This is a genomic window from Paenibacillus sp. R14(2021) (genome assembly GCF_019431355.1).
In the GTDB taxonomy this organism is placed as follows: Bacteria; Bacillota; Bacilli; order Paenibacillales; family Paenibacillaceae; genus Paenibacillus_Z.
Window position 1 is genome coordinate 2,336,109 of sequence record NZ_CP080269.1, and the last position, 26,195, is coordinate 2,362,303.

At 51.3% G+C, this 26,195-nt stretch carries 23 protein-coding genes and 1 pseudogene; 4 read left to right on the forward strand and 20 right to left on the reverse strand.

The window, feature by feature from the left end; all coding sequences use genetic code 11:
• Positions 1-60 precede the first annotated feature (60 nt).
• Complete coding sequence (locus KXU80_RS11095) at positions 61-1,305, forward strand: MFS transporter (protein WP_219838237.1); 1,245 nt, start codon at positions 61-63, stop codon at positions 1,303-1,305.
• 134 nt (positions 1,306-1,439) lie between these two features.
• On the opposite strand, the gene KXU80_RS11100 is transcribed toward KXU80_RS11095, so the two are convergent.
• The 4 genes from KXU80_RS11100 to KXU80_RS11115 form a co-directional block, all read right to left on the reverse strand.
• On the reverse strand, positions 1,440-3,269 hold the full coding sequence (locus tag KXU80_RS11100; protein WP_219838238.1) for a glycoside hydrolase family protein: 1,830 nt from the start codon (positions 3,267-3,269) through the stop codon (positions 1,440-1,442).
• 211 nt (positions 3,270-3,480) lie between these two features.
• Positions 3,481-6,648: an efflux RND transporter permease subunit gene (locus KXU80_RS11105; RefSeq protein ID WP_219838239.1), complete on the reverse strand. Its 3,168-nt coding sequence runs from the start codon at positions 6,646-6,648 to the stop codon at positions 3,481-3,483.
• A gap of 80 nt (positions 6,649-6,728) precedes the next feature.
• Positions 6,729-8,120, reverse strand: coding sequence for a sensor histidine kinase (locus tag KXU80_RS11110; protein ID WP_219838240.1), 1,392 nt, complete (start codon positions 8,118-8,120; stop codon positions 6,729-6,731).
• On the reverse strand, positions 8,113-8,796 hold the full coding sequence (locus KXU80_RS11115) for a response regulator transcription factor (protein WP_219838241.1): 684 nt from the start codon (positions 8,794-8,796) through the stop codon (positions 8,113-8,115). Before KXU80_RS11115 ends, KXU80_RS11110 begins: the two co-directional genes overlap by 8 nt.
• Positions 8,797-8,924: 128 nt before the next feature.
• On the opposite strand from KXU80_RS11115, the gene KXU80_RS11120 reads away from it, so the two are divergent.
• The gene (locus KXU80_RS11120) at positions 8,925-9,560 is read left to right on the forward strand and encodes a phosphatase PAP2 family protein (protein WP_219838242.1); all 636 of its coding nucleotides are present in this window, start codon (positions 8,925-8,927) and stop codon (positions 9,558-9,560) included.
• 119 nt (positions 9,561-9,679) lie between these two features.
• Here KXU80_RS11120 and KXU80_RS11125 read toward each other — a convergent pair whose 3' ends face one another.
• The 8 genes from KXU80_RS11125 to KXU80_RS11160 form a co-directional block, all read right to left on the reverse strand.
• On the reverse strand, positions 9,680-11,905 hold the full coding sequence (locus KXU80_RS11125; RefSeq protein WP_219838243.1) for an ABC transporter ATP-binding protein: 2,226 nt from the start codon (positions 11,903-11,905) through the stop codon (positions 9,680-9,682).
• Between the two features lie 19 nt (positions 11,906-11,924).
• The gene (locus tag KXU80_RS11130) at positions 11,925-12,458 is read right to left on the reverse strand and encodes a DUF1854 domain-containing protein (RefSeq protein ID WP_258171351.1); all 534 of its coding nucleotides are present in this window, start codon (positions 12,456-12,458) and stop codon (positions 11,925-11,927) included.
• Positions 12,455-14,740 (reverse strand): ABC transporter ATP-binding protein, encoded by a 2,286-nt coding sequence (locus KXU80_RS11135; RefSeq protein WP_219838244.1) that lies wholly within the window; start codon positions 14,738-14,740, stop codon positions 12,455-12,457. The genes KXU80_RS11130 and KXU80_RS11135 overlap by 4 nt, the downstream gene beginning before the upstream one ends.
• Before the next feature lie 215 nt (positions 14,741-14,955).
• On the reverse strand, positions 14,956-15,663 hold the full coding sequence (locus KXU80_RS11140) for a DNA alkylation repair protein (RefSeq protein WP_219838245.1): 708 nt from the start codon (positions 15,661-15,663) through the stop codon (positions 14,956-14,958).
• A gap of 316 nt (positions 15,664-15,979) precedes the next feature.
• Positions 15,980-16,744, reverse strand: a complete 765-nt coding sequence (locus KXU80_RS11145) for an SDR family NAD(P)-dependent oxidoreductase (protein ID WP_374987762.1) — start codon at positions 16,742-16,744, stop codon at positions 15,980-15,982.
• Between the two features lie 3 nt (positions 16,745-16,747).
• Positions 16,748-17,038 (reverse strand): hypothetical protein, encoded by a 291-nt coding sequence (locus tag KXU80_RS11150; RefSeq protein ID WP_219838246.1) that lies wholly within the window; start codon positions 17,036-17,038, stop codon positions 16,748-16,750.
• A gap of 150 nt (positions 17,039-17,188) precedes the next feature.
• Positions 17,189-17,389 (reverse strand): hypothetical protein, encoded by a 201-nt coding sequence (locus KXU80_RS11155; protein ID WP_219838247.1) that lies wholly within the window; start codon positions 17,387-17,389, stop codon positions 17,189-17,191.
• Positions 17,390-17,673: 284 nt separating this feature from the next.
• The gene (locus KXU80_RS11160) at positions 17,674-18,327 is read right to left on the reverse strand and encodes an HAD family hydrolase (protein WP_219838248.1); all 654 of its coding nucleotides are present in this window, start codon (positions 18,325-18,327) and stop codon (positions 17,674-17,676) included.
• A gap of 388 nt (positions 18,328-18,715) precedes the next feature.
• On the opposite strand from KXU80_RS11160, the gene KXU80_RS11165 reads away from it, so the two are divergent.
• Positions 18,716-19,207, forward strand: a complete 492-nt coding sequence (locus KXU80_RS11165) for a hypothetical protein (RefSeq protein WP_219838249.1) — start codon at positions 18,716-18,718, stop codon at positions 19,205-19,207.
• A 526-nt stretch (positions 19,208-19,733) separates the two neighbouring features.
• On the opposite strand, the pseudogene KXU80_RS11170 reads toward KXU80_RS11165, so the two are convergent.
• Together KXU80_RS11170 and KXU80_RS11175 are read right to left on the reverse strand one after the other, a co-directional pair.
• A pseudogene (locus tag KXU80_RS11170) lies at positions 19,734-21,020 on the reverse strand (IS110 family transposase).
• A gap of 210 nt (positions 21,021-21,230) precedes the next feature.
• Complete coding sequence (locus KXU80_RS11175; protein WP_219838250.1) at positions 21,231-21,398, reverse strand: hypothetical protein; 168 nt, start codon at positions 21,396-21,398, stop codon at positions 21,231-21,233.
• A gap of 43 nt (positions 21,399-21,441) precedes the next feature.
• Here KXU80_RS11175 and KXU80_RS28430 point away from each other — a divergent pair, with 43 nt between their 5' ends.
• A complete protein-coding gene (locus KXU80_RS28430; RefSeq protein WP_219838251.1) occupies positions 21,442-21,627 on the forward strand; it encodes a GerAB/ArcD/ProY family transporter in 186 nt (61 codons plus the stop codon).
• Between the two features lie 156 nt (positions 21,628-21,783).
• On the opposite strand, the gene KXU80_RS11185 is transcribed toward KXU80_RS28430, so the two are convergent.
• The 6 genes from KXU80_RS11185 to KXU80_RS11210 form a co-directional block, all read right to left on the reverse strand.
• A complete protein-coding gene (locus tag KXU80_RS11185) occupies positions 21,784-22,482 on the reverse strand; it encodes an SDR family oxidoreductase (RefSeq protein WP_219838252.1) in 699 nt (232 codons plus the stop codon).
• Between the two features lie 152 nt (positions 22,483-22,634).
• Positions 22,635-22,880 (reverse strand): alpha/beta fold hydrolase, encoded by a 246-nt coding sequence (locus KXU80_RS11190; protein WP_219838253.1) that lies wholly within the window; start codon positions 22,878-22,880, stop codon positions 22,635-22,637.
• Between the two features lie 211 nt (positions 22,881-23,091).
• Entirely contained in the window at positions 23,092-23,172 is an 81-nt protein-coding gene (locus tag KXU80_RS27970; protein ID WP_258171441.1) for an SOS response-associated peptidase, read from the reverse strand.
• A gap of 670 nt (positions 23,173-23,842) precedes the next feature.
• Positions 23,843-24,208: a DoxX family protein gene (locus KXU80_RS11200; RefSeq protein ID WP_219838254.1), complete on the reverse strand. Its 366-nt coding sequence runs from the start codon at positions 24,206-24,208 to the stop codon at positions 23,843-23,845.
• Positions 24,209-24,275: 67 nt separating this feature from the next.
• Positions 24,276-24,758 (reverse strand): DinB family protein, encoded by a 483-nt coding sequence (locus KXU80_RS11205; protein WP_219838255.1) that lies wholly within the window; start codon positions 24,756-24,758, stop codon positions 24,276-24,278.
• 2 nt (positions 24,759-24,760) lie between these two features.
• The gene (locus KXU80_RS11210) at positions 24,761-26,176 is read right to left on the reverse strand and encodes an MFS transporter (protein WP_258171352.1); all 1,416 of its coding nucleotides are present in this window, start codon (positions 26,174-26,176) and stop codon (positions 24,761-24,763) included.
• Between the last annotated feature and the right edge of the window lie 19 nt (positions 26,177-26,195).

Sequence of the window (26,195 nt, forward strand, 5' to 3'; positions counted from 1 at the left end):
GCATGTAATGCGTTATAATGAAAGCTTGCCATTAAGAACAACGACCGGGAGCTTACAATAATGCGAATGCTTGCTTCATATCCGAAAGAAATCAAAGTCTTTTTGCTTGCCAGCCTGATCAATGCAATCGGCAGCGCATTGATGTGGCCGCTCGTCACAATGTTTGTGTTCGATGAGCTCGGACGCAGCATGACGGACGCGGGTCTCGTCATTCTCATTCAATCGCTCGGCGGCATCATGGGTCAACTGCTGGGCGGCAGCCTCTATCATCGCCTCGGCGTAAAGAAGCTGATTATCGGCGCGTTGGCGCTCAATGCATGCGGGCTGCTGCTGCTGCCGCTGCTTAGCCAGTCTTGGCCTGTATTTATCGTGATGATGGGACTTATCGGGCTGTTCAATGCCCTGTCGTTTCCTGCGATACAAGCATTCATCGGTTTCCGATTTGCCGACCGGCGCGGCGAGCTGTTCAACGTCGTGTATATTGCCAACAATATCGGCGTTGCCATCGGTACGGCGCTCAGCGGATTTCTGGCTGATTTCTCGTACCAGCTGAGCTTTGTGATGAACGGCTTGACGTCGGGCGTATTCGCTGTGTTCTTCCTCTTCTATCTGAAACGCGTCGGTACCGGCAGCGACAGCGGCGCGGCCGTGCGCATGAAGAAACTCGCTCCTCAGGATACGGGGATTTGGACGCTGCTCAAGGATGTTCGCCTCTACTTGTTCATGGCGCTTGGCGGCATGCTCATTAATCTCGGCAACAGCATCTGGAACACCGGCGTGTCGCCGTTTATTATCGAGCATGGCATGTCGAAGCAGATGTTCGGCTTCCTCTGGACATTCAACGGCATTCTGATCTTCATTGCCCAGCCGCTCACGAACTTCATCAAGCGCAATGCGGCCAAAACGATAACGTCGCAGCTAACGGCGAGCGCCTTGCTCTATCTTGCCGGTTATGCCGCGATTCTGGCGATGCACAGCTTCCCCGGCATGGTGCTCGGCATGCTGCTTACGACTTTCGGCGAGATGCTGATCGCCCCGGCTATTCCGGCGTTCCTTAGCGAGAACGGCGGCAAGCAAGCGCCGTTCTACCTTGGACTTGCGGGCGGCATCGGATCCGCGGGCCGCGTCATCGGCCCTTATGTCATGGGCAGTCTCTACGATAGCGGCGGATTGACGCCGGTGGCTTGGCTGGCGGTACTGACCGCCGCATTGTCGACTGCCACGTTCATCGTGCATGCGGTTCTGCATCGGCAGAAGCCGGTTGCCGGCAGTCAGCTTCGCGAAGCGGCTGCGGGGATAGAATGAATAGAAGGCGTGCCCAATTAAAACGGGCACGCCTTTTTGAATATGTAAAATCGCTTTTGCCAAGAAAACTGTGTTTACCCATTAACCCCGAATTTCCCGCAGTTGGTTAATAGGCATGCAAAAGCCCTCTTTCCTTATTCCTCGACCTGCCGGATGATCATGTTTTCAAAGGCTGCCGAGCCGAACTGAGCGAATAACCGAAGCTGTTGATGTGCCCCGTCGATTCTGGAAATAAGCGTCCGGCTGCCATTGACGCACAGGTCGATCCATCCCTTCTTGATGACAGCTTCGACGGAAACCTTCTCGGACAGCCCTGCTACGTGATAGATGGACGAGGATTCGTCCTCCAGCAGCGAACGCGCATGGATACGGTGAATGCCGACCTTGCGGGCCGACGGCTCGAACCTGACATCGTACCCGTCCGCGAAGCTCTCCGAGCCCGATACAGAGAAACCGAGATACATGTTCGCATACTGAGCGGTGACATCAAACGTAAGCACGTAACCCGAGCCAAAAGCCCCGACATTTCGAGAGATGAAGCCATTAAAATCATCCAACGTGCAAGCGTCAAACGAGTTGGCCGGACCTGCCTCCTCCCTCAGCTCGGGTACGAATGCAAGCCCCAGTGAACCGTCCGCTTGCTGCACCAACTCGCGAAAGACGAGCTCTCCGGCGTATACGCCCGGTGAAGACAAGAAGCCGGCAGCAATCCGCCGCCCTTCCGGGAATGGTGCCGTCTTGGGCACTCGCCACTGCACGCAGTCGAGGACGTCCATCTCCGGCCGCAGCCATGGCCCCTCCATCGTTCGCGAATAACGGTAACGGGCCAGCCCGTCATTGCTGAAGATAAGATAATACCATCCATTCCATTCGAAGAAATCCGGACACTCCGGTTCATCGTGATACCCCGGGATGATGAACGGCCCAATCTCTTCCCATTCGGTCAGGTTGTTCGAAGCGAGATGCACGAGGCAGCCTCGCGGCCTGTTCGCATCAACGAGACTTGTCGTGACGAGCATATGATACGATCCTTGTTTATCCTGCCATACATGCGGATCGCGGACAGACGCAAGCGTGAAGCGCTCCGACAGCCGAATATCGGCGTCGGTCTTCGCAAAGCGGATACCGTCTTCGCTGACCGCATACGTCAGGCGGGCCGGAGATCCATCAACGGCGCGGACGGCATAGAACGCATAGTAGGTGCCATCCTTGAAGAAAACGGAGCCGGTGCAGATCGACCCTTCTTCTTCATCCGTGATGCCGACTGCAATAGGATGGTGCTCCCATGTCCGGAAATCCTTCGTTGCGATTTGCGACCATTGATGGGCGCCTAGCCCCCATTTGCTGGCATGGCCGCGGCGGTCGTAGAGATAATAGAGTCTAAACGTTGTTCCGTCGAAATACGGCATACAGTCGCCGACGCCCGTATTGAATCCGCGCGGACGCCAATACTGGACGGTTGCCGGTTCTTCGCCCAGATATTGATCCGCAAGCTCGGGAAGCCCTTCTTCCGGCATGACCGTTTCCTTCCAGATCGTTACGCTGCCGATGCCGGCATTCACCTGGATAACAGCCTCGGTCAGGTCGACTTCTCCCATCGGCCAATCCTCGTCGACCATGATACCGTCCACGTATAACCGCACAGCATAACCTGCATATTGCAGCAGAACCGAATGGTCCGTATTCCCGATGCGTGACCAAGGAATGGATAACGTCAGCGGCGTATCCCTCGCATCCGTTTGAAATTCAGCGATCAGAGACAACGCTTTCATTTCAGCCGATATTCCCGTGTAGAAGCGCACCCTAGGACCGCTCGGGGATGCTATTGCAGCCATATCCCCATCAGTCATGCCTGAGGTTTCGAGAGCAACCGCAAACTGCTTCACTCGCCCCCAATTTAGCTGCTTCGGCGAATCGTTCCTCTGAACGATGAAATCAGCCGGCTGTTGTGAATGTACTTTCATGTCAATGACACTCCATTCATCTTCAATGGTCATCCAACAGTGAATATAAAATAAGTTCATTATAGTTAATCGTTAATTCTCATGCAATAATTGGTTTTTTTTATAAATGGCACCATCTCTACTTATAAACGAAAAGGACCTCACTTCCGCAAGACGTGGAGTGTGAGGTCCTTCTTCTAACAGATAATCGATTCCATTCGTCCGTTCAACCTTAGAAATTCACTTCTGCCTTCGGCTTGCGCTTCTTGCCCGTCAATTCGTAAATAACCGGAACGACGACCAATGTAAGCAGCGTCGATGTGACGAGACCGCCGATAACCGTAATGGCCAAGCCGCCGGAGATGAGACTCGTCGACGACTTCGACAGGGCCAGCGGCAGCAGTGCCAGAACCGTTGCGCAAGCCGTCATCAAGATCGGTCTCAGCCTTGTCTTGGAAGCTTCGACAATTGCTTCGCGCAGCTCGATGCCCGAATGGAAGTTCTTCTCGACTCGATCGAGCAGCACGACGGCGTTCGTCACGACGATACCGACCAGCATCAGCATCCCGATCATCGCACTCATGGAGAGCGCGTTACCGGTAACGAGCAGCGCGCCAAGCGAACCGACCGGTACGAAGAGCAGCGAGGACAGAATAATAAGCGGCGTCCGCAGACCGCCGAAGGTCATGCTCATGACAAGGAATACGAGTCCGATTGCTGCGCCCATCGCAATACCGATGCTTTGGAAGCCGCTGTTAATCATATCGGAGCCGCCGCCGATTTTCACATCTACGTTCGGAGGCAGGGACAGGCTGTCGATATCGGACGTGATGCGCTTCGTCACGGCGCCGGTCTTGCTTGTATCCTTGACGTTACTGCTGACCTGCGCGTACGTCTTGCCATCTTCGTGGTTAATCGACACGGGCGCATTGGCCACGGATACGTCGACCAGGTCGCTCAGCTTCTTCACGCCCGCGGCCGTAGGGATCGTAATGTCCTCTAATTCCGCTTGGGACGTAATCTGCTGTTTATACGCCATCGTAATATCCCAGTTCTTGCTGTCGAGCGTGTAGGAGCCAACGTCGACCGGACGCAGCCGCTCGTTCACGGCAGCAACCACTTGGAACGAAGAAACGTTCAGATCCTTCGCCGTCTGATTGAGCGATAGCACCCATTTCGGCGTGACGTCCTTCAAGTTATTCGAAACGTCCTTGACGTCGCCGTTTGCTTTCATCAAATTCTCAACTTGGACGGCCGCTTTGGATAGAGCGTTCAGATCATCGGAGTACAAGCTTACCTGCACCTCGTTGCCCGCAGGCGGTCCGTTCTGTTCGCCTTCCTTGACGTTGACCGTCGCATCCGGCGCTTCCTTCGTCACGATGCCCTTCAGATCCGCGCCAACCTTGTCGATGACGGCATTCGTATCGATGTCGGCGTCTTCCTTGAACTGCACCTTGAACGTCGCGGTATTCGTGGCCGCGATCTGGACGAACGGATTTTCAATGCCGCCGATGACCGCCTGGTAATTGTCGACGTCCTTCAGCGTTTTCAGGTAGCTTTCCACTTTCTCGCTGACTGCATTCGTCTGCTCGAGCGCGCTCTTGGCCGGAAGCTTCACGTCAACCGCGATGGAAGCGATGGAGCCTGCCGGCAGGAACGCTACGCCAAGCAGCGGAATCGTGCCGAACGAAGCGAGCAGCAGCACGATCGCCAGCGTAAGGACCCAAGCTTTGCGCTTCAAGGCGCCGCGAATCAGACGTTCGTAGGAAGCGATGAAACGGCCGCCTTCCTTATGCGGCTTAATGCGGTTGAAGAACTTAGCCCCGAGCACGGGAATGAGCATCATCGCTACAAGGAGCGAGCACAGAATTGAAATGACGACGGAGATGGCAAACGGGCGGAAGAATTCGCCGATAATGCCGGTAACGAACGCAAGCGGCAGGAACACGACAACCGTCGCGATCGTGGAAGAACCGACCGCACTGATAACTTCCCTGGTCGCGCGGAACGCCAGTTCTTTGCCGTTCATTTCGCTGCCCTTCTCTTGGCGCCATCTGTAAATGTTCTCGATTACGACGATACTGTCGTCGACGATTCGTCCGATAGAAACGGCGATCCCGCCGAGCGTCATAATGTTCAGCGTGTAGCCCATCTCATTCATCAGTGCGATCGTTGCGAAAATCGAAATCGGCAGCGAGATGATAGAAATGAGCGTCGCGCGGATATTACGCAAGAACAGGTAGATAATGATGACGCAGAAGAGCGCGCCGTACAAGCCTTCTTCAATCAGCGAGGAGACGGAATGCTTAATATCCGCACCTTGGTCTTGAATCAAGCGCACATCCAGATCGGCAGTCTTCTGGAAACCGGCAAGCACGTCTTTCACGTCGTCGGACACGTCCGCCGTATTGGCGTCCTGCGTCTTTACGACGCCGATGATGAAGCTGGCTTGGCCGTTATAGCGCGTAATTTCGTCCTGCGAAGAGACGGTCGTGACTTCCGCGATATCGGACAGCTTCACTTTAGCCGCTGGCTGGATACTCTGCCCGGCGGAGGCCGCGGCTCCCGCGCCGGCGCCTTGACCAGCCTTGCCTCCAAATCCTTGTCCCTGCCCGGCAGCACCTTGCCCGCCGCCAAACGCCGCGCTTTGGGCTGCCCCTGCGCCGCCGCCGATTTCCAGGCTCTTGATTTGATCCAGCGAACCGATCTTGCCCACGAGACGGATTGGAATCGTGTTGTCGTCTTGGCTGACCGAACCAAGCGGCAGCGCGTAATCGAGCGATTGGATCGCGCCCTGGATCGCGCTCAGCGAGATGCCATGCTGCGCCGCTTTATCCTTATCGACGACGATTTTCAGTTCTTGGGAGACGGCGCCCTTGAGCGTCACCGAGCTGACGCCGTTTACCTTCTCCAGCTTCGGCACGACCTGCTCTTCGAGCGTTTTCTGCAGCGCGGCGGTATCTGCTTTGCTTGAGAATACGGCCGCTTCATAGATCGGCGCTTGGCCGAAGGACAGCCGCTGAACCGTAACCTTGGCTTTGTCCGGCAGATTCAGCTTCGCGATCGCGCCCTCCGCGTCACTGATTTTATCGTCCATCTTGGTGCCGAACGGGTACATCATAAAGATGCTGGCCGAGTTCTCCGAGCTTGTGCTCGTAAATGAATCATAGCCTTTAAACCCAAGCAGGCTCTGCTCCACGGGCTTCGTGACTTCGGATTCGACTTCTTCCGTCGAAGCTCCCGGGTACACCGTTTGGATGAAGATTGCTGGGAAAGTCACATCCGGGAATGTCTGCTGCTTGATCTTCGTCGACGAATAAAATCCGACGCCAAGGACAAGCACGCACAGAATAATGACAGCCACGCTGTTTTTCAAACTAAATCGAGTCAAACCATTCATGCTGCATCTCTCTCCTCTTCTTTATCTAGAGGAACTATACCGGAGTTTTTTGAACTCACCGTGAACTGAACATTACAAAATTATACAATCTCTTCGACCGGCTGAACCGGAATGCGAACGGTGAACACGGTTTGCACGCCTGGGCGGCTCTTCGCCTCGATGGTTCCGCGGTGCATGTCCACGATTTCCTTCACGATGGACAGCCCAAGGCCGTTGCCCTTGACGGCGTAGTCGCGCGACTTGTCCGCTTTGTAGAACGGCGTGAAAATATGCGGAAGCTCGTCCGGCTCTATCCCATGCCCGTAATCGGTGATGCCCACGATTGCGAAGCCGTCTTCGCGTGACATCGTAATTTCGATCCTGCCTCCGGCAGGCGAGAATTTAATGCTGTTGTTTATCAAATTATGCCACACCTGTTCCAGACTATCCGCATCCCCGTATGCCGTGACAGCCTCCAGCTCAAGCTCCGGCTGGATCCCCTTGGCGCTCCACTGCGGTTCGCTGGCGATGATGCTGCGGCGAAGCTGCTCATCCAGCCGCAAATATGCGGGATGATGGAGCTTGGAATTCTGCTGGAGCACCGACAATTGGAGCAGATTGGTGCTGAGCCTGGACAAGCGCTGGCTCTCTTCCTCGATAATGGTCAAGTACTGGCGGCGCTCTTCCTCCGACATCTGCTTCGTCCGCAGCGCCTTGGAGAAACCGGTAATGGACGTCAGCGGCGATTGGATTTCATGCGCGACGTTATTGACAAAATCCGACCGCAGCTTATCCAGCATGCGCAGCGACCTCGCCATCTCGTTAAAGCCTGCCGTCAATGCGCCGAGCTCGTCCCTGCGGCGGGATTGCAGCACGATGCCGAAGTCTCCCTTGGCCATCCGTTTTGCCGCTTCCGTCAGCCGCTGCACCGGCTTTACGATGTAACGGGCAGCCAGCAGGATGAGCAAACTGCCGGTAATTAGTACGCTCGTAAGAACGGTTAGCGTGAATTTGCGAAACTCGTCCAGCAGCTTGTTGATTTCCGGCGAAATATAGAGCGCGTACGGCTTGCCTTCCATCTGGAAAGGCAAACCGATCAGGAATGATGGCGGACCGGAATGCTCTTTGTTATAGGCGACCTTGCCCCGGTAGACGCCGCCTTGAATCACAAGCGCCAGCTGCTTTTGTAAGATCGGTGTTTCCTTGCCGCTGCCTCCGTCGCCGTAAGCGATCGTTTTGCCGTTCTCGTCGAGGATTTTGACCCGCGTGCCGGGTAGATCCACGATATTGCGGATGATGTTAGGCAGGCTGCTGGGCGGCGCCTCGTTCATGCCCGAGATCATTTTCTTGCCGAGGGCGATCATCTGCCCTTCCGCCATTGACTTTACGTTGCTGCTGTACATATGGATCGCAAGAATGAACGCCATGATGAGGCTGATCATGACGGCCGCAATGAAAATAAGCACCGTCCTGACGTACAGCGACTTAGTCATGGAGCACCTCCAGCCGGTAGCCGAGTCCGCGGAGAGTCACGATTCGAAACTTTTCTTCATAAGCTGCAAAGCGCTCACGTAATCTTTTGATATGAACGTCTACCGTCCGCTCGTCGCCTTCGTATTCAAAGCCCCAGATCTGCTCGATCAGCGCCGCCCGCGTGAAGAGCTGCCCGGGATGGCTCGCCAGCTTATATAACAGCTCGAATTCCTTCAGCGGGATCGTCACCACTTCGTCTGAATCCTTATGAATGATCTGATAAGCAAGCCGGTCAAGAATGATGCCGCCGACTGCGATTTTCTGGGAAGCAGTAATCCGGTATCGCTTCAGGAGCGCCTTGACGCGAACGACAAGCTCCATGGGATCGAACGGCTTCGTCAAGTAATCGTCCGTGCCGAGCTGAAACCCTTTGATTTTCTCTTCGGATTCTCCTTTGGCCGTAATCATGAGTATCGGCATATCGCCCGATGCGCGCAGCCTTCGGCACAGCTCCCAGCCATCCATGCGCGGCATCATGATATCCATAATCACCATATCGACCGAATGATCCGATATATAGCTCCAGGCCGCTTCGCCGTTCGCGAACTCGATAATCTCGAAACCTTCATCGCGCAGATAGAGCTTTACGAGCTCCCGAATATGCGCATCATCATCTACAACAGCAATTTTCGCCATGCTTTCGCCGCCTCGCCTAGTTTGTATGACTTTGGTGCTTGCACTCTTGTACACAATAACTTATTATTACAGGATTGCGAGACGACTTGCTAGTCTTAGGTTCGTATTTTCTCGGGAGGGAGGAGCCCATGAAACGATTTTTTCCATTGATCAGCATGCTTATTTTCCCTGTGATGGGCTGGCTTTACGCATGGACAAATAATCCGAATCAGCAAGTATACAGCCTCATGACGGACTTGGATCGAGCGATTCCGCTCGTCAAAATATTCGTGCTGCCTTATTCCGTTTGGATCTTCTATATCTACGCCTGCCTCATCTATTTCTTCATCAAGGATCCTTCCGTTTATCGGAGATCACTCATTACGTACGTCGTTTGCGCGCTGATTTGCTATGGCGTTTATCTCGTGTTCCAGACGACGGTTCCGCGGCCTTTGTTAACGGGAGATGACCCCTTTACGCGACTGCTCGCATTCGTCTATCACCGCGACCAGCCGTTTAATTGTTTCCCAAGCATCCACTGCTTCTCAAGCTTCATGGTCATGAAAGCCTTATACGGAAGCAAGTTCCGCAACCGTATTAATCAAACACTGATTTACGGCATGTCCACACTGATTATCGTATCGACGTTCTTCATCAAGCAGCATACCGTGCTGGATGCGGCGAGCGGCATTCTGCTTGCCGATATCGTATACCGCCTCGTCACCCGTTTGGAACGCAGAGCCGTCTACCGGACGCAGCCGGTCGCGCAGCGGGCCAATATGTAAGCAGCCTGCATTGGCTTGTGAAGCAGATCCTTCTGAATGGGATCTGCTTATTTTCACATAAAAAATCCCGGTCGACAGCGACTGTCTACCGGGATTCTCTCTCTATCATTTCGAATGAATTATACGGTAGCGGTCTGCACCGCGTCTTCGGTCTTCGGCTTCGCCATGTCGCGCTGCGCCATGATGAGCTTATAATAAATACCCTGCTTCGCAATCAGCTCGCTGTGCGTGCCAACCTCGGCGATTTGCCCCTTCTCCAGCACAAGCAATCGGTCGGCGTTGCGAAGGGTCGACAGCCGGTGCGCGATCGCGATCGTCGTCCTCCCACGCGTCACCCGCTGAAGCGCTTCCTGAATCGCCTTCTCCGCGTCGATATCAAGCGATGCGGTCGCTTCATCCAGAATGAGCATGCGCGGATCGTTCAGCACCGCCCTTGCGATGGCGATCCGCTGCCGCTCGCCGCCGGACAGGTTGTTCCCGTTCTCCTCGAGCTTCGTTTCGTAGCCGTCCGGGAAAGCAACGATGAAATCATGCGCGCCGCCTGTTTTGGCCGCTTCGATAACTTCCTCATGCGTCGCTTCCGGCTTGGAATAGCGGATATTATCGAGGATCGTTCCGCTGAACAGGAACGTTTCCTGCAGTACGACGCCGATTTGCGAGCGCAGCTCCTCCTGCTTGATTCCCCGAATATCGATGCCGTCGATCGTAATCGCGCCCTCGTTCACATCGTAGAAACGCGACACGAGATTGATCAGCGTCGACTTGCCCGAGCCGGAGTGGCCGACCAGCCCGATCATTTCCCCCTGCTTCACCTCGAACGCGATGTTCTTCAGCACGGGCTCATACGACTTATAACCGAACGTCACATCGCGAAATTGAATATCGCCGCGAATGCGATGTGCTTCGGCATTCTCGCGGTCGACGATTTCCGGCTGCTCATCGATGATCGTGAACACCCTGTCAATGGCGACGACCGCGTTCGCGATCCATCTAGGCATATTCATCAGCCAGGCAAGCGGACCGTAGATCATCGTCGCATAGCCGGTAAACTGAATCAGCTCTCCGATATCGAGCTTGCCGCTGACGATCATGCGGCAGCCGACGAGCAGCACTAGATATTGGCCGAACTGCATCAGATAGAACGATATGGGCGCCAAGTAGCTGAACACCTTCTCGCTCTTAATCGCCGCAGCAGCGAAATCACCGTTATATTGCCGGAATCGCTTGATTTCGCGGTCTTCCTTGCCAAACGACTTCACGACACGAATACCGCTCAGCACGTCATGCAGGAACGAATTGGCCCTGTCATTGACACGCCACTGAAGATGAAACAGCTTATGCAGCACCCGCCGCCAGATGTACAGCTGCAAATAGGCGACGAACGGCGAGGGCAGCACGATCATCAAGGCAAGGCGCCAGTCCGTTTGGAAGAGCAGAACCGCGACGGATACAAGAATAATGAGCTGATAAATCGCCGTCGTAAAGATCTCTTGAATCAGATTGCGGATTTTATCCGTGTCCGACGTAATCCGGTTCATGATGTCCCCAGCCCGCTGCGAGGTGAGGAAGCCAAGCGACAGCCGCTGAATGCGCTCGTAGACAAGCTTGCGCAGATCGGCAGCGATGCGAGAGCTGACGCTAGCCATAATCCGGCCTTTGAAAATGTTGAGCAGCTCCCCCATTACAAGCCCCAGCAGCAGACCCGTAATGGCGAAGACGAAGATGCGCATATCCGGGCTTTGCCCTTCAGGCGGCTTCAGCGCGGAATTGACGAGTATTTTTTGAAAATAAGGACCTGTCAGCGCGACGCCGGAGGCGGCGAACAGGATAAGCAGCCCGATGCCGAGCAGCCTCCAGTGGGCTCTTGATACCTCAAGCAGCCGCTTCAGCGCCGCCGCTTTGCTTACGCATTTGGGGCAGACCCGCGTACCCGGAATAAGCGGGCCGCCGCACTTGACGCAAACAGGCTCCGCTTCGTTGTTATAAATTCGAATCGGGTCGTCCTTCGCGATATAGTTCAAGATTTGCGCGATATAGGCGAGCCGAGCCGCATGCTGCATCGATACGCGGGCAATGATCTGCGCCATGCCCCTGTAATTGGCCTCTAATATAACGTTCCCGACTAACGGGACGATCCGGTAGTCCGTTCCACCCGCGATCAAGCCGCTGTCGATCATCCGGCCGTTCTCCACGATTGCCCAATCCCGTTTTCCAATGACGAGAAACCCTTCCGTGCGCCGGCCGTCCAGCGACAAATCGACGGGCACGCAGTAGTCGATTTCCTCTCCTGCCGCTTGCTGCGCCGCTTGCCGATTCTGTTCGCCAAGCTCAAAATTCAGGTTCATTCGCTGCGTTCCCCCACCCCTACAGGCACATCTCGACTAGTTTGTATTCCCTGTCGCTCAGACGGCTCACGTCTTCGATCATGAACCGGTTTCCATCCACGTCGAGGACGAGCAGCTTGACGTCCGCTACAATCTTCACATGGCCGCCGCTGCGCACCGTGAACCGGCAAGGACCTGCGGTCGTCTCGGTCTCCCAGTACGTGTAGCCGAACTCCTCGCGGATATTCACGATCCTCGTAATCGACGGAGCAAAGTAACGGATGCGGGTATGCTCCTCGAGCAGTGCCGTCGTCTCCTCCGGAAAGTCGTCAAGCGACCTGATCATGCCAACCTCTTGATTATCTGCCGTCCGCACCGAGATGTAGACACGGCGGTTGCTGTGCGGAAACGAGCAGTGCAGATAGACGACCGGAAATGACGCCTCTCCCGTCTTCACCGACAGCAGACCGCCTGCCGTCCTTGCAAAGACCGCCTCTCCGGCGGTCAAATAGCGGATCATCGCGGCATCGGTCAGATCGGCCGTTTCCTTCTTCTCTTCCTGCTGCTGCATCATCCGACTCCCTTCAGCTTGAGCGCTTCGTCGTGCTTCTTCACAAGTCCGAAGTAGACGCCCTCCGCCTGCATCAATTGTTCGTGCGTGCCCGCTTCAACGACTTTGCCAGCCTCCATGACCAGCATATGATCGGCGTTTCGCAGCGTCGACAGCCGGTGGGCGATCGCGATTGTCGTCCGCCCTTTCGCAAGCTTCTCCAGCGCCTCCTGGATTTGCAGCTCCGTCTCCGTATCGAGCGAAGCGGTTGCTTCGTCCAGAATGAGAATGCGCGGATTGTGCAGCAGCGCGCGGGCAATCGAGATCCGCTGCTTCTCGCCGCCGGATAAATTATGTCCGCCCGTGCCGACGATCGTATCATAGCCGTCCGGCAGCTTCTCGATGAAATCATGCGCGTTCGCGATCTTCGCGGCGTTAATAATATCCGCGAGGCTGCAATCCGGGTCGGCGTAAGCAATATTCTCTGATATCGTTCCCATGAACACGTAGACATCCTGCGAAACAATGCCGATATTTCGCCGCAGGGAGCGCGTAGTCAGCTCCTTCACGTTAATGCCGTCGATGCGAATTTCACCTTCGTTCACGTCGTAGAGTCGCGAGATCAGGTTCACGAACGTCGATTTTCCCGCACCCGACTGGCCGACGATACCGATCATCTGTCCCGCCTTTACCTGCAGCGATACGTCTCGGAGTATCGCCTTGTTCGGCTCGTAGCCGAATACGACGTTCTTCACCTCGATGTCGCCCTTCAAGGCTTCTATCTCCACCGCATTAGGCTTCTCCGCCACATCCGGCACCGCATCCTGAATCTCGAAGATGCGCTGCGCCGCCGACATGCAGTAGGACCACCAGTTCGCGATATTGTTCATAAACTGAATCGGTCCATAGAGCATGTACATATAGCTTGAGAACGTGATTACTTTGCCCAGCGTCAGGCTGCCGTGCATGACTTTCCAGCCCCCGAATGCCCAGACGATCAAACCGCTGATTTGCGTTAGGATGGTCAGTGCCGGGAACACGGTGCCGATCATTTTGTTAAACGATTGCTCCGCGCCGGAGAAGGTCAGGTTCGATTTCTGGAACCGCTCGATCTCGTTCTTTTCTTTGCCGAACGCCTTGACGACGCGCGTGCCGCGAATTGTATCGCTGATGATTGAATTTAGCGTACTCATGCCCCGATGCCGCTGCCACGACAGCCGCCACAGCTTCGGAAACACCCTGCGCAGCGTTGCGACGACGAAGAGGAGCGGGAAGAAACAGAGCAGCGTCAGCTTCCAGTCCATCACTAGCAGGACGATTGCAATCCCGATAATATTCATCGCGTTGACGATAAAGTAGGAAACCCCATCCACAAAGAAATATTGCAGCTCGTTTGCGTCGTTGTTCACCCGCGTCATCAGCTGTCCCGTCTGCTTCTTCTGGAAGAACTGAAGCGACAGCCGCTGCATGGCGGCAAATACGTTCGACTTCAAGTCAAACACCACGTAGGCTGACATCTTCGCGTTGTAGACGCCGAATACGATCCCGCACAGCAGCGACAGCGTGCGAAAGACGACGATCAGGGCGATCACAAGTCCGATTTGGCCGGCGAACCTGCCGCTACCGCCAAGCGCCTGATCGAACAGTACTGTTCCTTGCAAGTACGGAATAACGAGTCCCGTTGCCGAATTCAGCAGCATGAAGCTGACGATGATGGCAAGCGTTCCCTTGTACTGGCCGGCGAAAGCAAGAAGCCGGAAGAAGATGGCATGCTTTTTCATACATTTGGGACAAACCGCGCGGCCTTCCTCGGGATAGACCATGCCGCATTTCGGGCAGATGCCCTCGTGTTCAATGAACAGCTCGTCGTCATCGATTGGCTCCTGCTTCTTGAGCTTCTCGAAGATCGACGCGAGCTTAGCGGCTTTCGTCATATGGCCGTTCGTGAACGCCGCTACCGCACGCGGCTCCGCTTCGTGGACGACGATCATACCGGAGGCGACTAGATTGACGATGGAAACGGTTTCAATCTGATCGATTGAAAATGTCTCCACCTGCAGCCTGCTCCTCCGCTCCGCCGGCGGATCTGCACCTTGCTTAGCCGATCCGGCGAAGCCCTTGAATACCTTCTCCTTGACCGGTTCGGTACCTGCCAGCACGATTAGATTCTCCCGGCTGAGCAGCACGTACGTGTCGCGGTAGCCGCCGGCAATGCTTCGGTCGCACACCATTCCATACACCATATCCTGATTGGCCAGACCGTTCTGCGCGAGTGCTTCCATGACCTCCTGAGGCAGCTTGTTCATAATCCTCCCTGTCATCCGAATGACGTTTGCGATATTTACCCATGTTCATTTGTAACATGGGAACGTACGGAAAACAATATATAATTTTCCAATTAAAAAACGATTCAAAATCCACTCATACAACCGTTCAAATGATTGAATAATGACGCAGCGGACTCAAAAAAGCAGCGAGCTCGATTATAGAATACGAATGCACGCTGCTTTCTCGGTTGTGTTTAACATCTTACATATTTGCGTTTAAAGCCGATCCTGCCCTTGTCTATTTCCTTCTGAATATTAACGCCAGCATTTATGAACTTGCTCTTTCCCTTGTCTCGACCGACTTCGACAGGGCCGACAGCCTTCGCTGTCTCAACCGCCTGATCATGGAGCGGCAGAAACGACAACCCCACGGTATACATAAAAAGATTCATCGCGTATTTGGCTCGTTCAGGCGCATCGTGAATCGAATCTTTGACCTGATCAAGCATAGTCGCAAGCTTGCCTGCGGAGAATTCACTGTCCGGCCGACTGCCTAGCAGCCAGCAATAGCAGCTCCAGCCCGCGGACATCCGAAGCTCTTCGCCGCTTGCGATCCAGTTGTCGGCGACTTCTTGCGCAATATCCGCTTCTGCCAGCGTTACTGCGACCACATAATCGGACAGCATGTAGAAATAAGCCGCATCGATCCAGCGCTCGAAATCCGCTGCCGTCATCGCTTTGGGATCTGCAATAACGCCGGCAAAGTACATGGCGTCGTAGTTTCCCGTCGCGTACAGCTGCTCGGCCAAAGGCTGATCTCGTTTGATCTTCTTGGCCATCGGCTTCATTTCGCCAGTTGCCACGCCAAACAGCGGCTCATGCGCACCATTGGATCCGTACATTTTCTTGAGTCGTTCTTTGCCGAGCGATTCAAGCTCCTGCATCACGAGTACCGCTTCCATGGATAAGTCACCTTCCTTGTACGACTTGTTCTATCGATCTACTTCCATTTATCCCATCATCGCTCTTCAAACGATAGTGAATTTTGCTTAAAAAATCAAGATTCCATTCTCCCTTTCACTTTACCTGATATGGAAAATATTATGAATACAATAATAACGACATTCATACTGCAAGATTGCGACTGAATGCGAGCGAGATTTGCGAGTTAAGTAAAAGAAGCATTACACCAGCAGCCGTATAACGTCCGTACGAAAAAGAGACTCCCTTAAGCTTTAGGGGAGCCTCTTTTTCGTACATAAGTAGACTAGAAATAAATTAGATCGTAGGCATGACATTGCCGCCGCTAACCGGTATGTACGCGCCCGTAATGAAGCCCGCTAAGTCCGAAGCCAAATATGCGACCGCATTCGCGATATCTTGATCGGTGCCTCGGCGGCCCAGCGGGACGCTGCGTTCGTAATCCGCGTTGCGCTCCGTTCCGTTCGCACGGTCGCGCTCCGATATGGTCCAGCCTGGCGCGATCTGGTTGACCGTGATCTGATGCTTCCCGACTTCTTTGGCCAGAATGCGATAGACGCCATCCATGCCGCGTTTACCCGCCACGTATGCGGATTGGTTCGGGAAGTTCTGCATGGCGCATTCGGTATTAATGCCGATCATGCGGCCCTCGCCCTTCTCGATCATGGCAGGTACGAACGCCTTGGCTAAGTGAACACTCTGCAGGACGCATGATTCGAATTGACTACGATAGTCGTCCTCGGACTGCTCCAGCACGGATGTCCATTGGTACTGGATGACGGCATTCGCCACGACGATATGAACATGGCCGAGCTCCGCCGTCACTTGATCCCGCATCGCCATAATAGAATCCAGCTTCGTAATATCCGCCTGCACGATAACGGCACGTCGGCCGGCAGCCCGAATTTCATCCGCCAGCTCCTGTGCGCGCGTTTCATTGCTGTTGTAATGAATGGCGACGTCGGCGCCGCATGCCGCTAGCGTGCGGACCATGACGCGTCCCAATTCGCCCGTCGCTCCCGTTACTAGGGCCGTTCGGCCCGTCAAATTCATCGTCAGCATTGTTTATTCCCCTTCCTCGATGTCTTCCGGCAGCGTTTCGGCCGCTGCGTCGATGAGGCTGTCGAACAGATCGTCATCGCTCTCGATTGCGGCTTCCATCTCGTTGATCTGATCCTCCGAGCCCGGATCCTTGGCAAAACGCAGGCTGTAATCCCACGTCGTTCCCCGCAAGCTGTTCAGCTGCAGCGTGATTTCGTACGGATGCTTGTGCCCTTCCGCCTCGAACTGCACGGCCCCGCGGTAGCCGTTCTCCTTATCATGCGTCATCTCGGCACGGATAATGGTTATTTTCATGGTTGTTACCCTCCAATTTAAGCAAGTCCAAACAGGGCAATTATACCACAATATCCAAGCAAACAATGAGCATGCGGTAATGACCCTCGGGAGATTAATTACGATGCGGAAGCTCCTGATTATTAGTACGAGATGTCCATGAGACGTCAGCTAGTAAACGTCAAAAGAACGTTCGAACGGGTATTTTACGTATTGATTCATTTGGTAAAGCTGACGGTCATCAAAGCTTCCGATCAGAATATCCTGTCCCAGCACCGAGACCGCAAGCTGCTTATCCGACCGCTGTTGGACGAGAAGGCCGTTAAAGCGGTGTATGATGTCCGGGTTCGGAGATATCGGTATAGTCTCCATTCCGTTCGATCTCCCCACCCATAGCCAGCGCCAATAACTGATACGGCTCGTGTTCATATTCTTCTTCGGTAAATATCTCCAGCAGCGAATCGAACGTGATCGACGGATTCAGCTCCAGACCTAGTTCAGAGAAATTCTTTATTTGTTCCTGTAAAGGAATGCGTTTGGACTTCGAACTCAAAGCTGGTTTGGGACTTGTATTCCTCTTTAAGAAACGAAACAACATGTCTAATCCCCTCTACGCTGTGACTTTTAGACTTGGTGCACCGTCCGCTCGATGCGAATTAGTCCTGCTTCAGTGCAAGCAGCGCTTCCAGCTCGCGCGTCGAGCGGAACAGATAATCCGGCTGCGGTTCAAAGGCCTGCGACTGCACCGTCGGCAGCCAGTGAACGCCGATTGTCAGAACACCTGCCGCCTTGCCCGCCTTGATATCCGCATGACTGTCGCCGATAAACAGCGCTTCGTCCGGCTGCGAACCGAGCGCCGCCAATGCTTTGAAGATCCCTTCCGGGTGCGGCTTCGGCAGCTCGACGTCATCGCCCGTGACGATAATGTCGAACACGTTGTCCATACCCAGCTTGCGCATCGAGATGTCCAAGCTTCGCCGTGCCTTGCCCGTGACGACGCCTAGCCCGATACCTTCGCCTCTCAAACGCATCAGCAAACGCTGAATATCCGGGTTTGGTGTCACCAGCTCGTCATGCATCGCATCATAATGTTGATAAAACTGCGCAATCGCCGCTTCCGCTGCAGCTTGGTTGGCGAGGTTCTCCTGTATGATGCCCGTCTCCGACGGCCCGAACATGCCAACGATCTCGTCGTCGGTCAGTTCCCTGCGATCGATCTCACTGAATAGGCGACGAAAGGCATAGAAGCATACCGGCAGCGTGTCGGCCAGCGTGCCGTCGAAATCGAACACAACCGCTTTGATCCTCATAGCATCCCTTCTTTCGATGAGCATGGCTGCTGCAAGTCGTGATTTCTTTTATATAGGGAGTATTCGCTACCAGCCTGCATTACCCTTTCAGCCATTGCCTGCGTCGGGCGTCTTGAGAAAATAAAGTATCTTCATATCCTTTATGGGCACCTGCACAATCATATAGTCATTAACCTACATACTGTAAACACAGGTTATTTGACTTTACGAATAGGGACTATTATTGGCATTTCTAATTCGGATACATTAGGACATGTCGAGACCTTTTAACATGGAATGGCCCTTAATTTATCTCCATAAGATTGACGACAGCGATACTTGGAACAAAGTTAATTAGCCTTTAATCATGTCGAAATATAAAGCTCGCTTTATGCAATGGAGGTATTGTATGACAAATTTTTATTCTTTTTACGGGACTGTCACTATGATTAGTGATTTTTTTACAGGTCAAAATGGTGAAGGAGAAGGCTGTTATAAATTAATATCTGTAGAAAACGGATCGGGAGCATTAGTAAATTTCGTGGTGTCACCCACCACTTACTTTGTAGACCATGTAATGGTGGCAGTAGGAGATCGCGTGACTGGATATTATGATGGAAATGCACCTGCTCTTCTTATTTACCCTCCACAATATCAAGCACTTGTCATGGTAAAAGATAACCCATATCAGAATGTAAAAGTAGATTATTTTAATAGTGAGTTGATGAGTAGCGATGGACAATTACGATTAAATATTACTCCATATACTCAAATCGTATTAACAAATGGGCAACTCTTTTCAAGAACCCCCGCGAACCGAGATCTAATTGTTATTTACGGTCCTGCCACAAAAAGTATCCCCGCCCAAACCACACCCTATAGAATTATAGTTTTGTGTTAGGGGTTATTATAGAATTTTTCCTGATTAGAATCTTAATTGGAATATTAAACACAAAAGTCTCGTCCAGCGTAATGAAGGCTGCCGTATCCATTAGGTCAGCAGCCTTCATGTTGTTGTGTTGTTGTGTTGAGCTATCGTTTCCCGTCCCTCGGTTTTAATGGTTTACCTCACATATACTCACTCATTCGCAGGATTTCATCACCTTGGATTCAGGAGAATTCAAAGGAATGTAAGACATTCATGCTGGTGAGCTTGGTCTTGGGTATGCGGGAATAGAGGAATGCTCAGGAATTATTCCCCAAGTAGCTTCTAATGCACGCATACTCCACATTAACCTTAGAGGTTCACCCTCCCACGACTCAACGGGTCAATGCCCTTACATTCCTTCGTTATACCTGTCCAAGGTGTGGAGACCGATAGCGTTTAGCGGATGGGTTAGAGCCCTTATGGGAAACGAACTCGGTCCTCCGTGCTTTCTTTGTGAAATCCCGCGAATGAGTCAATATACGTGATGCATCTTCATAACTTAAGCTGCTTCTGTCCAAGTCAGGACGGTTTTCTCTGGCATGAACTTTTCTCCTCGTTGAACAATACCGACTAGAATTCGGGCGAGCTTTCCAATTAACTTAAATATGGATTGCTGCTTTTTCATCTTCTTTTCTTGCACATTCTGCTCATGCAGATGGCGGAACACGGGGTTATTCCATACGAGTTGAACCGTCGCGAGATAAAGATATTTTCGCAAGGCAGAGTCTCCTCGCTTCGAAAGAACAATGCGTCCTTTTCGCTTTCCAGATGTACTTTCGGCCAAATTCAGGCCAGCCTTTCGTAATACCTGGCGTCCATGCGCATACTGCCTTAAATCTCCAGTGCCTGCTAAAATGGCGGCCGTAAATATCGTCCCGAGACCTTTTATGGTGCGAAGTTGCTGCGCCATAGGAATCTCAGAAAACAGCGCTTCAATGTCCTTTTCAATCTGTTCAAGCATGGTGGTAATACGCTCGAATTCTTCAATGAGCCGTTTTAAATCTGCTTTCGCTTCTTCTTCAGCAGTTCGCTCTCCCACACTGCGTTTCGCTTGTGCAATGAGCTGCGCTGCCTTCTCTATCCCCGTATAACCACCAGCGCGCTGCATATGGACTCGCCAAGCATCGATGATGTCCTGTACCGTATAGGTCTCCAAATCTCGTGGACAAGGGAAGGTCTTGAGAGTCGCCAATGAACGCTTACAGGTCCAGTCTTTGAACACAGAAGGATATTCCGGGAAAACGAATATCTAGCCAACGTACGATCCGACTCTGCAGCCGAATACTGTTCGTCACCCAGAACTCCCGATCACTCATCATCGTCCGTAATCGTTGAAACTCAAGTGGTTGACGCGTGTACTCGTAGTAGAAGCCCCGACTGACAGCGTCTGCTATGACAAGAGCATCTTTGGGATCATTTTTTGATGGACTGTTATCTCGGTTTTCTTTGTTTCGCTTGGTTGTAGCAGGGTTAACCATGACCACGTGTAATCCCTGATCTGCTAACCATTGGCTAGATTAAACCAGTAATGGCCGGTTGGCTCCATGCCGATGATGAGCTTCATTAATCGGTGTTTCTGCTGTAACTCCGTCATCCAGCGATTCAATTTTTCAAAGCCTTCCATGCTATTTGAGAATGACAGATGCCGTTTGGAAATTACAATCCCTCGGAAATTCGTAGCTTGCGCGACATGCGTTTCTTTGGCCATGTCGATACCTACGACGAGATGCGAGGTGGTAATTCGTTCAATCCGTTGATTTTGTACGTCTGATTGCTTAAACTTCATAGTAAGAGCGCCTCCTTGATGTGTTGTGGACAAACCCATCATACCGAGGCGCTCCCTTTTTTACAAAGCCCATTTCTTAGGCTCAACAGGAATGTTTAGAGTAAAGGTCTCTTTAATCCTCCAATGAAAAACCATTGCCGTCATAATTTACTCCGAATTGCTTTGCGGATTTTTCAGCTTTCATGTCCTTCTGAGATATTTTACTTCTTTTTACTTCTTTTGTTGTAAAGAAAGACCACTCCGTTTTACCCTTGTACCCAGAAGAAATTGCTCACTAACTTGATATCCTTCTGCGGCAAGCTTTTTATGTAGTTTATCAAGCGCTTCTTTGCTTTGTGAGTAAAAATATTGTTCGAGTGATACTTCATCCTCACTCATCTTCTCCACACTGTTTTTACGCGCAACCAACATTATTAAGGAAGTGCATCGAATCGTTTTCGGTAAATTCGTCGGAAATGCTATAACCCTTGTCATGATCACCTATTTTTGCATGTTGACCGTGTCTGCCATATGCAAGTATATAGATATACTCAAAGTATGGGTATTTCCAACCGTAAAATCATGGGAGTTATCCTTTGCTGAACCAAGGATCCGTTCCGGATTGTGACTGAACCGGATGGTCTGCTCCAGCGTTTAGGAGGATTTCTTCGTGATCCAACCAATATTCGTCTCCCGTTCGATGTCCATCCCGAAGAGAGGCCATCAATAAATCAATTTATGTCGAACCTCATAGTCTCCGTCTTTTTTCTGGAAACGGCTGCTATTAGAATAATTTGGGATACAACGTTGCCACTCCTCCGGCAAGCCCTTTTTGTACGTTTTGGCTCATTTCATCGGCGAGAATTTCATAGCTCTCAGCTTCGATTCCGTCTACGGCGATTCGCGCTATATCCTTTGGATTGGACTTAGGAGCTTGGATGTTAGCCACCATGTCCGTATCCATGTAACCAACATGTAAACCTGCTACTTTGATGTTTTTAGGCGCTAAACTCAAACGTAAGGAATTGGTTAAACTCCATTCAGCTGATTTTGCAGAGGAATAAGGGCCATGTCTTTCGCTGCTAAACCACGAAAGCACGGACAAAATATTAAGAATGGTGCCGCCGCCGTTCTTTTCGATCAATGGAGCGAACGCTCGAATCGTCGCTAACGTTCCAAAAACGTGCGTATCGAATACCATGCGAATTTCTTCAAGCTCACCCGTTAGAAAGGAAGCGTCCGTGTCAGAACCGGCATTGTTGATCAGAACAGTGACGTCTCCTGCAGCCTTCACGGCTGCAACAATCGAGTTCAAATCAGTAATATCAAGTTGCAAAGGAACTGCACCTGGTAAATCAACGGAAGACGGATTTCTGGCTCCGGCATACACTTTTGCACCTCTGTATAAAAGCTCCTGAGCCAACTGCTTTCCAAGACCGCGATTGGCACCGGTGACTAAAGCTACTTGGTTAGAAATTTTCATGGATTCAATTCTCCTCTTCTCACTGATGCATGTTTTTTTTATAATGATCATATTTAAAGAAGTTAACTCCGCTTTTTACAAAAGATCCACAGATCTGATAAAACTTTGTACGAATGTGAGTGACTATGTGAATATTGGATCAGTTGTCAGAATCAACTTTTCATGTAGCCGCCGTCAGCCCACCAGTTCGTGACCGGATCTGCATAAGTATTAGCAGGGTCTTCCCAGATAGAATGCCCCGTATCGATTAGATTTAGTTTGCTCTTCGGCAGGTGCTCATGGAGATATTCCGCGTTGACAGGCGGTACTACGCGGTCACGAGCTCCGTTAATGATCAGCACTGGCGTATCGATCGTGGGTAGCAGGGATGGATAGCTGTTCAGGGTAGCTGCGCACATAGCGCATAGACTCGGCAAAGCACTCACCTTCGAAGGACGCAAGACAATCCTGTAGGGCGTCTTCCGTAGGCGTGTACCTCTCGAGAGTTTTCATCGTGGAGGTTACAATATCTCGCCCATCGATCTTACGATAGGGCTAAATGCTTGGTGCCTCCACCCATTCCTTCAGCGCGCCGCCAAGTTGCAGCGGTACTGCAGTCCCCGGTATTGATTACGAGGAAGAGGAACCGTACGGCTGCTTCACCTTATCCATCTGATTTTTCCATTCATAAAATCCATCGCTTACAACCACTACTCTGTTGCGGCTCAACAAATGCCGAAACGAGTTGTGTCGGCGAACAATTATTATTCTTGGGATATGCCAGATTGATTTCTCTCACATCAAACGTGCGTAAGATATCTGCGAGTCGAGTTCTGCTGCTACTGAATAGCGGCCGCAAATTCTGCAGACCTCCTCTGTTTTTATTTCAATTATGAGTTGGTCTGATTAGAGAAAAAACAGTTCTTTACTAGGGGTCAGTAAAATCAAAGAATTTTCAAGAGGTGAATAATGCAAAGAAAATATAAAGTTGTTTAATGAGGTCGATGTACAGGTCAAGCCACAACCCAAATCGTGAAAATAAAGTTGTTTAATTGAGTGCCCCGCCCGCGATCGGCAAAATTATTTTTTGTGATAATTAGCCCTTTGCATTGGAAAATGTAGCCGAATTTCGCATGCCTCATTATGTTTCTTGTTCAATTATCGTTCCCCATGTTTCTTGTTCAATTATCGTTCCCCGATAGTACATTTCTAACTTCACTCTTAAAGCAGAGAAAACGAATATTGCGGAGAAGATTGCACGCTTATGTATTCGAAATTACATGCTTAAAACAAAAACCCGCACTAAGCGCGGGTTTTATACAATGTATGTTCTCTCTTAGCAACTTGCGGAATCTAATATAATACAAGGAACCAAATCTTATTAAACTGATTTGATAGTCGATCTACTTCTAATCAAAACAAATAAGCTTAAAAGAAAGAGAATAATTGCTGGAGTTGCTTCAGACATACCTTGACCTGCATGTAGATGGGAGAACACTGCACCTGCCATCAATAATACGAACCCAAACGATGCAAGCAAAGTGATTTTGGGCTTTCTAAATCCAACTGCTAAACCGATTGCTCCCAAAACCTCACAGGCTCCGACAAGATACATAAAGCCTTTTGAATATCCAAAGTCTTCAGTAAACAGTTCAACTTGCTGTGCATTCCCTGTAAGTTTCATAAAGCCGAACATAATAAAAGCAAGAACTAACAATCCCTGTACAATACGTGTAGTCCACTTCATGTTTTCATGACTCCTAATAAATATTTAATAAAATATGATTCTTACACTAGTAATTCACTGAGTTAATTTATGCGCGTTTTAACGGACTCGAATTCGTACGGCATTTGATATACCCGAGATGTTGTCCTTCATGATAAAAGCTGAAATTCAAGATCTCTGCGATCGAGTCCATTTCCGCGCCAAACAGGCTCAACGGCTTGTTCGTTTTCTCTTCGAGATTCCGCGTTCCGAGCTGCGATTTAATATGCTCCATTTGTCCTTTCAGCAAGGAAACCAACTGCTCCAAGCTTGGAGGCGACGCTTGCCAATCGGCAGGCTTCGTCCCGGATTTGAACATGGCGATATGCTCTTCGGACAAATAAGGGGGCAATCCAATGAAATTGCTAAGAAAAACATCGGTAAAAGCGGCGATATGTCCGAGATGCCAACGGACGGTGTTTCTATACCCCGTCGGCATATCGTCCGCTATTTCGTCGGTAATGGATTCAATGGATTTAACCGTCATCGCTCGAATCACTTCAAGTTGGTTTAATAATTTTTGATCGTTCATTGTCATTCCCCTTTGTTTACTGTTATTAAAAACGATTTTCTGCCGAAGGTGTTGAAATACAACAGAACGCTAGTCGCAATAATAATACTGAAAATGAGTATCAAATTGCCGTACATATAAGCATTTGAATCCGTGATAAACGGATGCAACCTAAACGCGAGCAGCTTTTCTTCCAGCGTTTTGGCGACAAGAGCCGTAATGATGGCACCCGATATGGTGGATGTCATATTAAAAAAACCCATCCCGACGCCGATTTGATGAACGGGCAAAATCTTCGTCACGCTCTCCGCCAACGCCGTCTGTACGAATGAAAATCCGATGTACATCAAGATAAGAGCTGCGCCCATATACCCTACCCAAAGCCCGATGACACAAGATAACGCCACAAAACTAAACGAGAGCAAACCTAACCCTAAATAATTAACGAAGTTGCTCCCTTTTTTGACCGTCAGATTACCGGCGACTTTGCCGAATATAACAGCGCTGAAAGCTCCGGGAAACAAGACGAAACCGATGACGTTCGCGTCGAAACCGTACGTTTTATTCAGCATGATCGGAATGACGAACAAAACGGAAAGCACGGATCCGAAAATGAAAAATCCGATCACGAGACCGCTCCGATATCGCGAATTCGCGAACAAGGAAGGATCCACGAACGGTTCCATTGCCCGGCGGATTTGAACAATGAAAAGGTATAATCCGACTATAGCTCCGGCCAAATAAAACCAATCTCCTTCCGTCGTAAAAAGAATCAGCGCGGATACGGTAATGCTGAGCAACACCCCACCTAAGATGTCTAAACTCCCTGCTTTGCGTCCCTCCTTCGGAAAATATTTCAGGAAGAAAGGGATAGCCGCCGCGATGGGAAGAGGAAGGAAAAATAGATAAGCCCATTGGAACGAATGGGTGATAAAACCGCCAAGTACCGGCCCGATTCCGATCGCGAAGGATCCTGTCGAAGTGATGATGCCGAATATCTTACCCCGCTCTACCGCCGAAAAATATCGGGCAACGATTACAAAGACAAGCGACGGAATCGCCGCGCAGCCGGATCCTTGAATCGTCCTGGCCGCGATGACAGCAGGGTACCAAGCTTGAAAGGCAAAGCCGATTATCGAACCTGCGCTGTAAAGAACGATACCGATCGTCATCAGTGTCCTAATGCTGAAGATATCGGACAGTTTTCCGTAAACGACCATCCCCACTCCCAAGGCGATGAAAAAGACAGTTACGACCCAACTGACTTCGGATGGGTTCAGCGTGAACTGCTTGGCGATATTAGGAATAGATACATTAAACACGGATTCATTCAGGAGGGAGAAGAAAAAGACGTAATAAATCCATAGGATGCTCTTCCTGACTTCTGTTTGTTTTTGGCTCGTATGGTACACCCTGTGTACTCTCTCCGCTTTTTCCAATTTATTCAACGCTTCCTTT

Coding starts and splice junctions, on each gene's coding strand:
- KXU80_RS11095 (WP_219838237.1), top strand. CDS start 61: ATGCGAATGCTTGCTTCATATCCGAAAGAAATCAAAGTCTTTTTGCTT.
- KXU80_RS11100 (WP_219838238.1), bottom strand. CDS start 3,269: ATGAAAGTACATTCACAACAGCCGGCTGATTTCATCGTTCAGAGGAAC.
- KXU80_RS11105 (WP_219838239.1), bottom strand. CDS start 6,648: ATGAATGGTTTGACTCGATTTAGTTTGAAAAACAGCGTGGCTGTCATT.
- KXU80_RS11110 (WP_219838240.1), bottom strand. CDS start 8,120: ATGACTAAGTCGCTGTACGTCAGGACGGTGCTTATTTTCATTGCGGCC.
- KXU80_RS11115 (WP_219838241.1), bottom strand. CDS start 8,796: ATGGCGAAAATTGCTGTTGTAGATGATGATGCGCATATTCGGGAGCTC.
- KXU80_RS11120 (WP_219838242.1), top strand. CDS start 8,925: ATGAAACGATTTTTTCCATTGATCAGCATGCTTATTTTCCCTGTGATG.
- KXU80_RS11125 (WP_219838243.1), bottom strand. CDS start 11,905: ATGAACCTGAATTTTGAGCTTGGCGAACAGAATCGGCAAGCGGCGCAG.
- KXU80_RS11130 (WP_258171351.1), bottom strand. CDS start 12,458: ATGATGCAGCAGCAGGAAGAGAAGAAGGAAACGGCCGATCTGACCGAT.
- KXU80_RS11135 (WP_219838244.1), bottom strand. CDS start 14,740: ATGAACAAGCTGCCTCAGGAGGTCATGGAAGCACTCGCGCAGAACGGT.
- KXU80_RS11140 (WP_219838245.1), bottom strand. CDS start 15,663: ATGGAAGCGGTACTCGTGATGCAGGAGCTTGAATCGCTCGGCAAAGAA.
- KXU80_RS11145 (WP_374987762.1), bottom strand. CDS start 16,744: ATGCTGACGATGAATTTGACGGGCCGAACGGCCCTAGTAACGGGAGCG.
- KXU80_RS11150 (WP_219838246.1), bottom strand. CDS start 17,038: ATGAAAATAACCATTATCCGTGCCGAGATGACGCATGATAAGGAGAAC.
- KXU80_RS11155 (WP_219838247.1), bottom strand. CDS start 17,389: ATGGAGACTATACCGATATCTCCGAACCCGGACATCATACACCGCTTT.
- KXU80_RS11160 (WP_219838248.1), bottom strand. CDS start 18,327: ATGAGGATCAAAGCGGTTGTGTTCGATTTCGACGGCACGCTGGCCGAC.
- KXU80_RS11165 (WP_219838249.1), top strand. CDS start 18,716: ATGACAAATTTTTATTCTTTTTACGGGACTGTCACTATGATTAGTGAT.
- KXU80_RS11175 (WP_219838250.1), bottom strand. CDS start 21,398: ATGAGTGAGGATGAAGTATCACTCGAACAATATTTTTACTCACAAAGC.
- KXU80_RS11185 (WP_219838252.1), bottom strand. CDS start 22,482: ATGAAAATTTCTAACCAAGTAGCTTTAGTCACCGGTGCCAATCGCGGT.
- KXU80_RS11190 (WP_219838253.1), bottom strand. CDS start 22,880: ATGTGCGCAGCTACCCTGAACAGCTATCCATCCCTGCTACCCACGATC.
- KXU80_RS11200 (WP_219838254.1), bottom strand. CDS start 24,208: ATGAAGTGGACTACACGTATTGTACAGGGATTGTTAGTTCTTGCTTTT.
- KXU80_RS11205 (WP_219838255.1), bottom strand. CDS start 24,758: ATGAACGATCAAAAATTATTAAACCAACTTGAAGTGATTCGAGCGATG.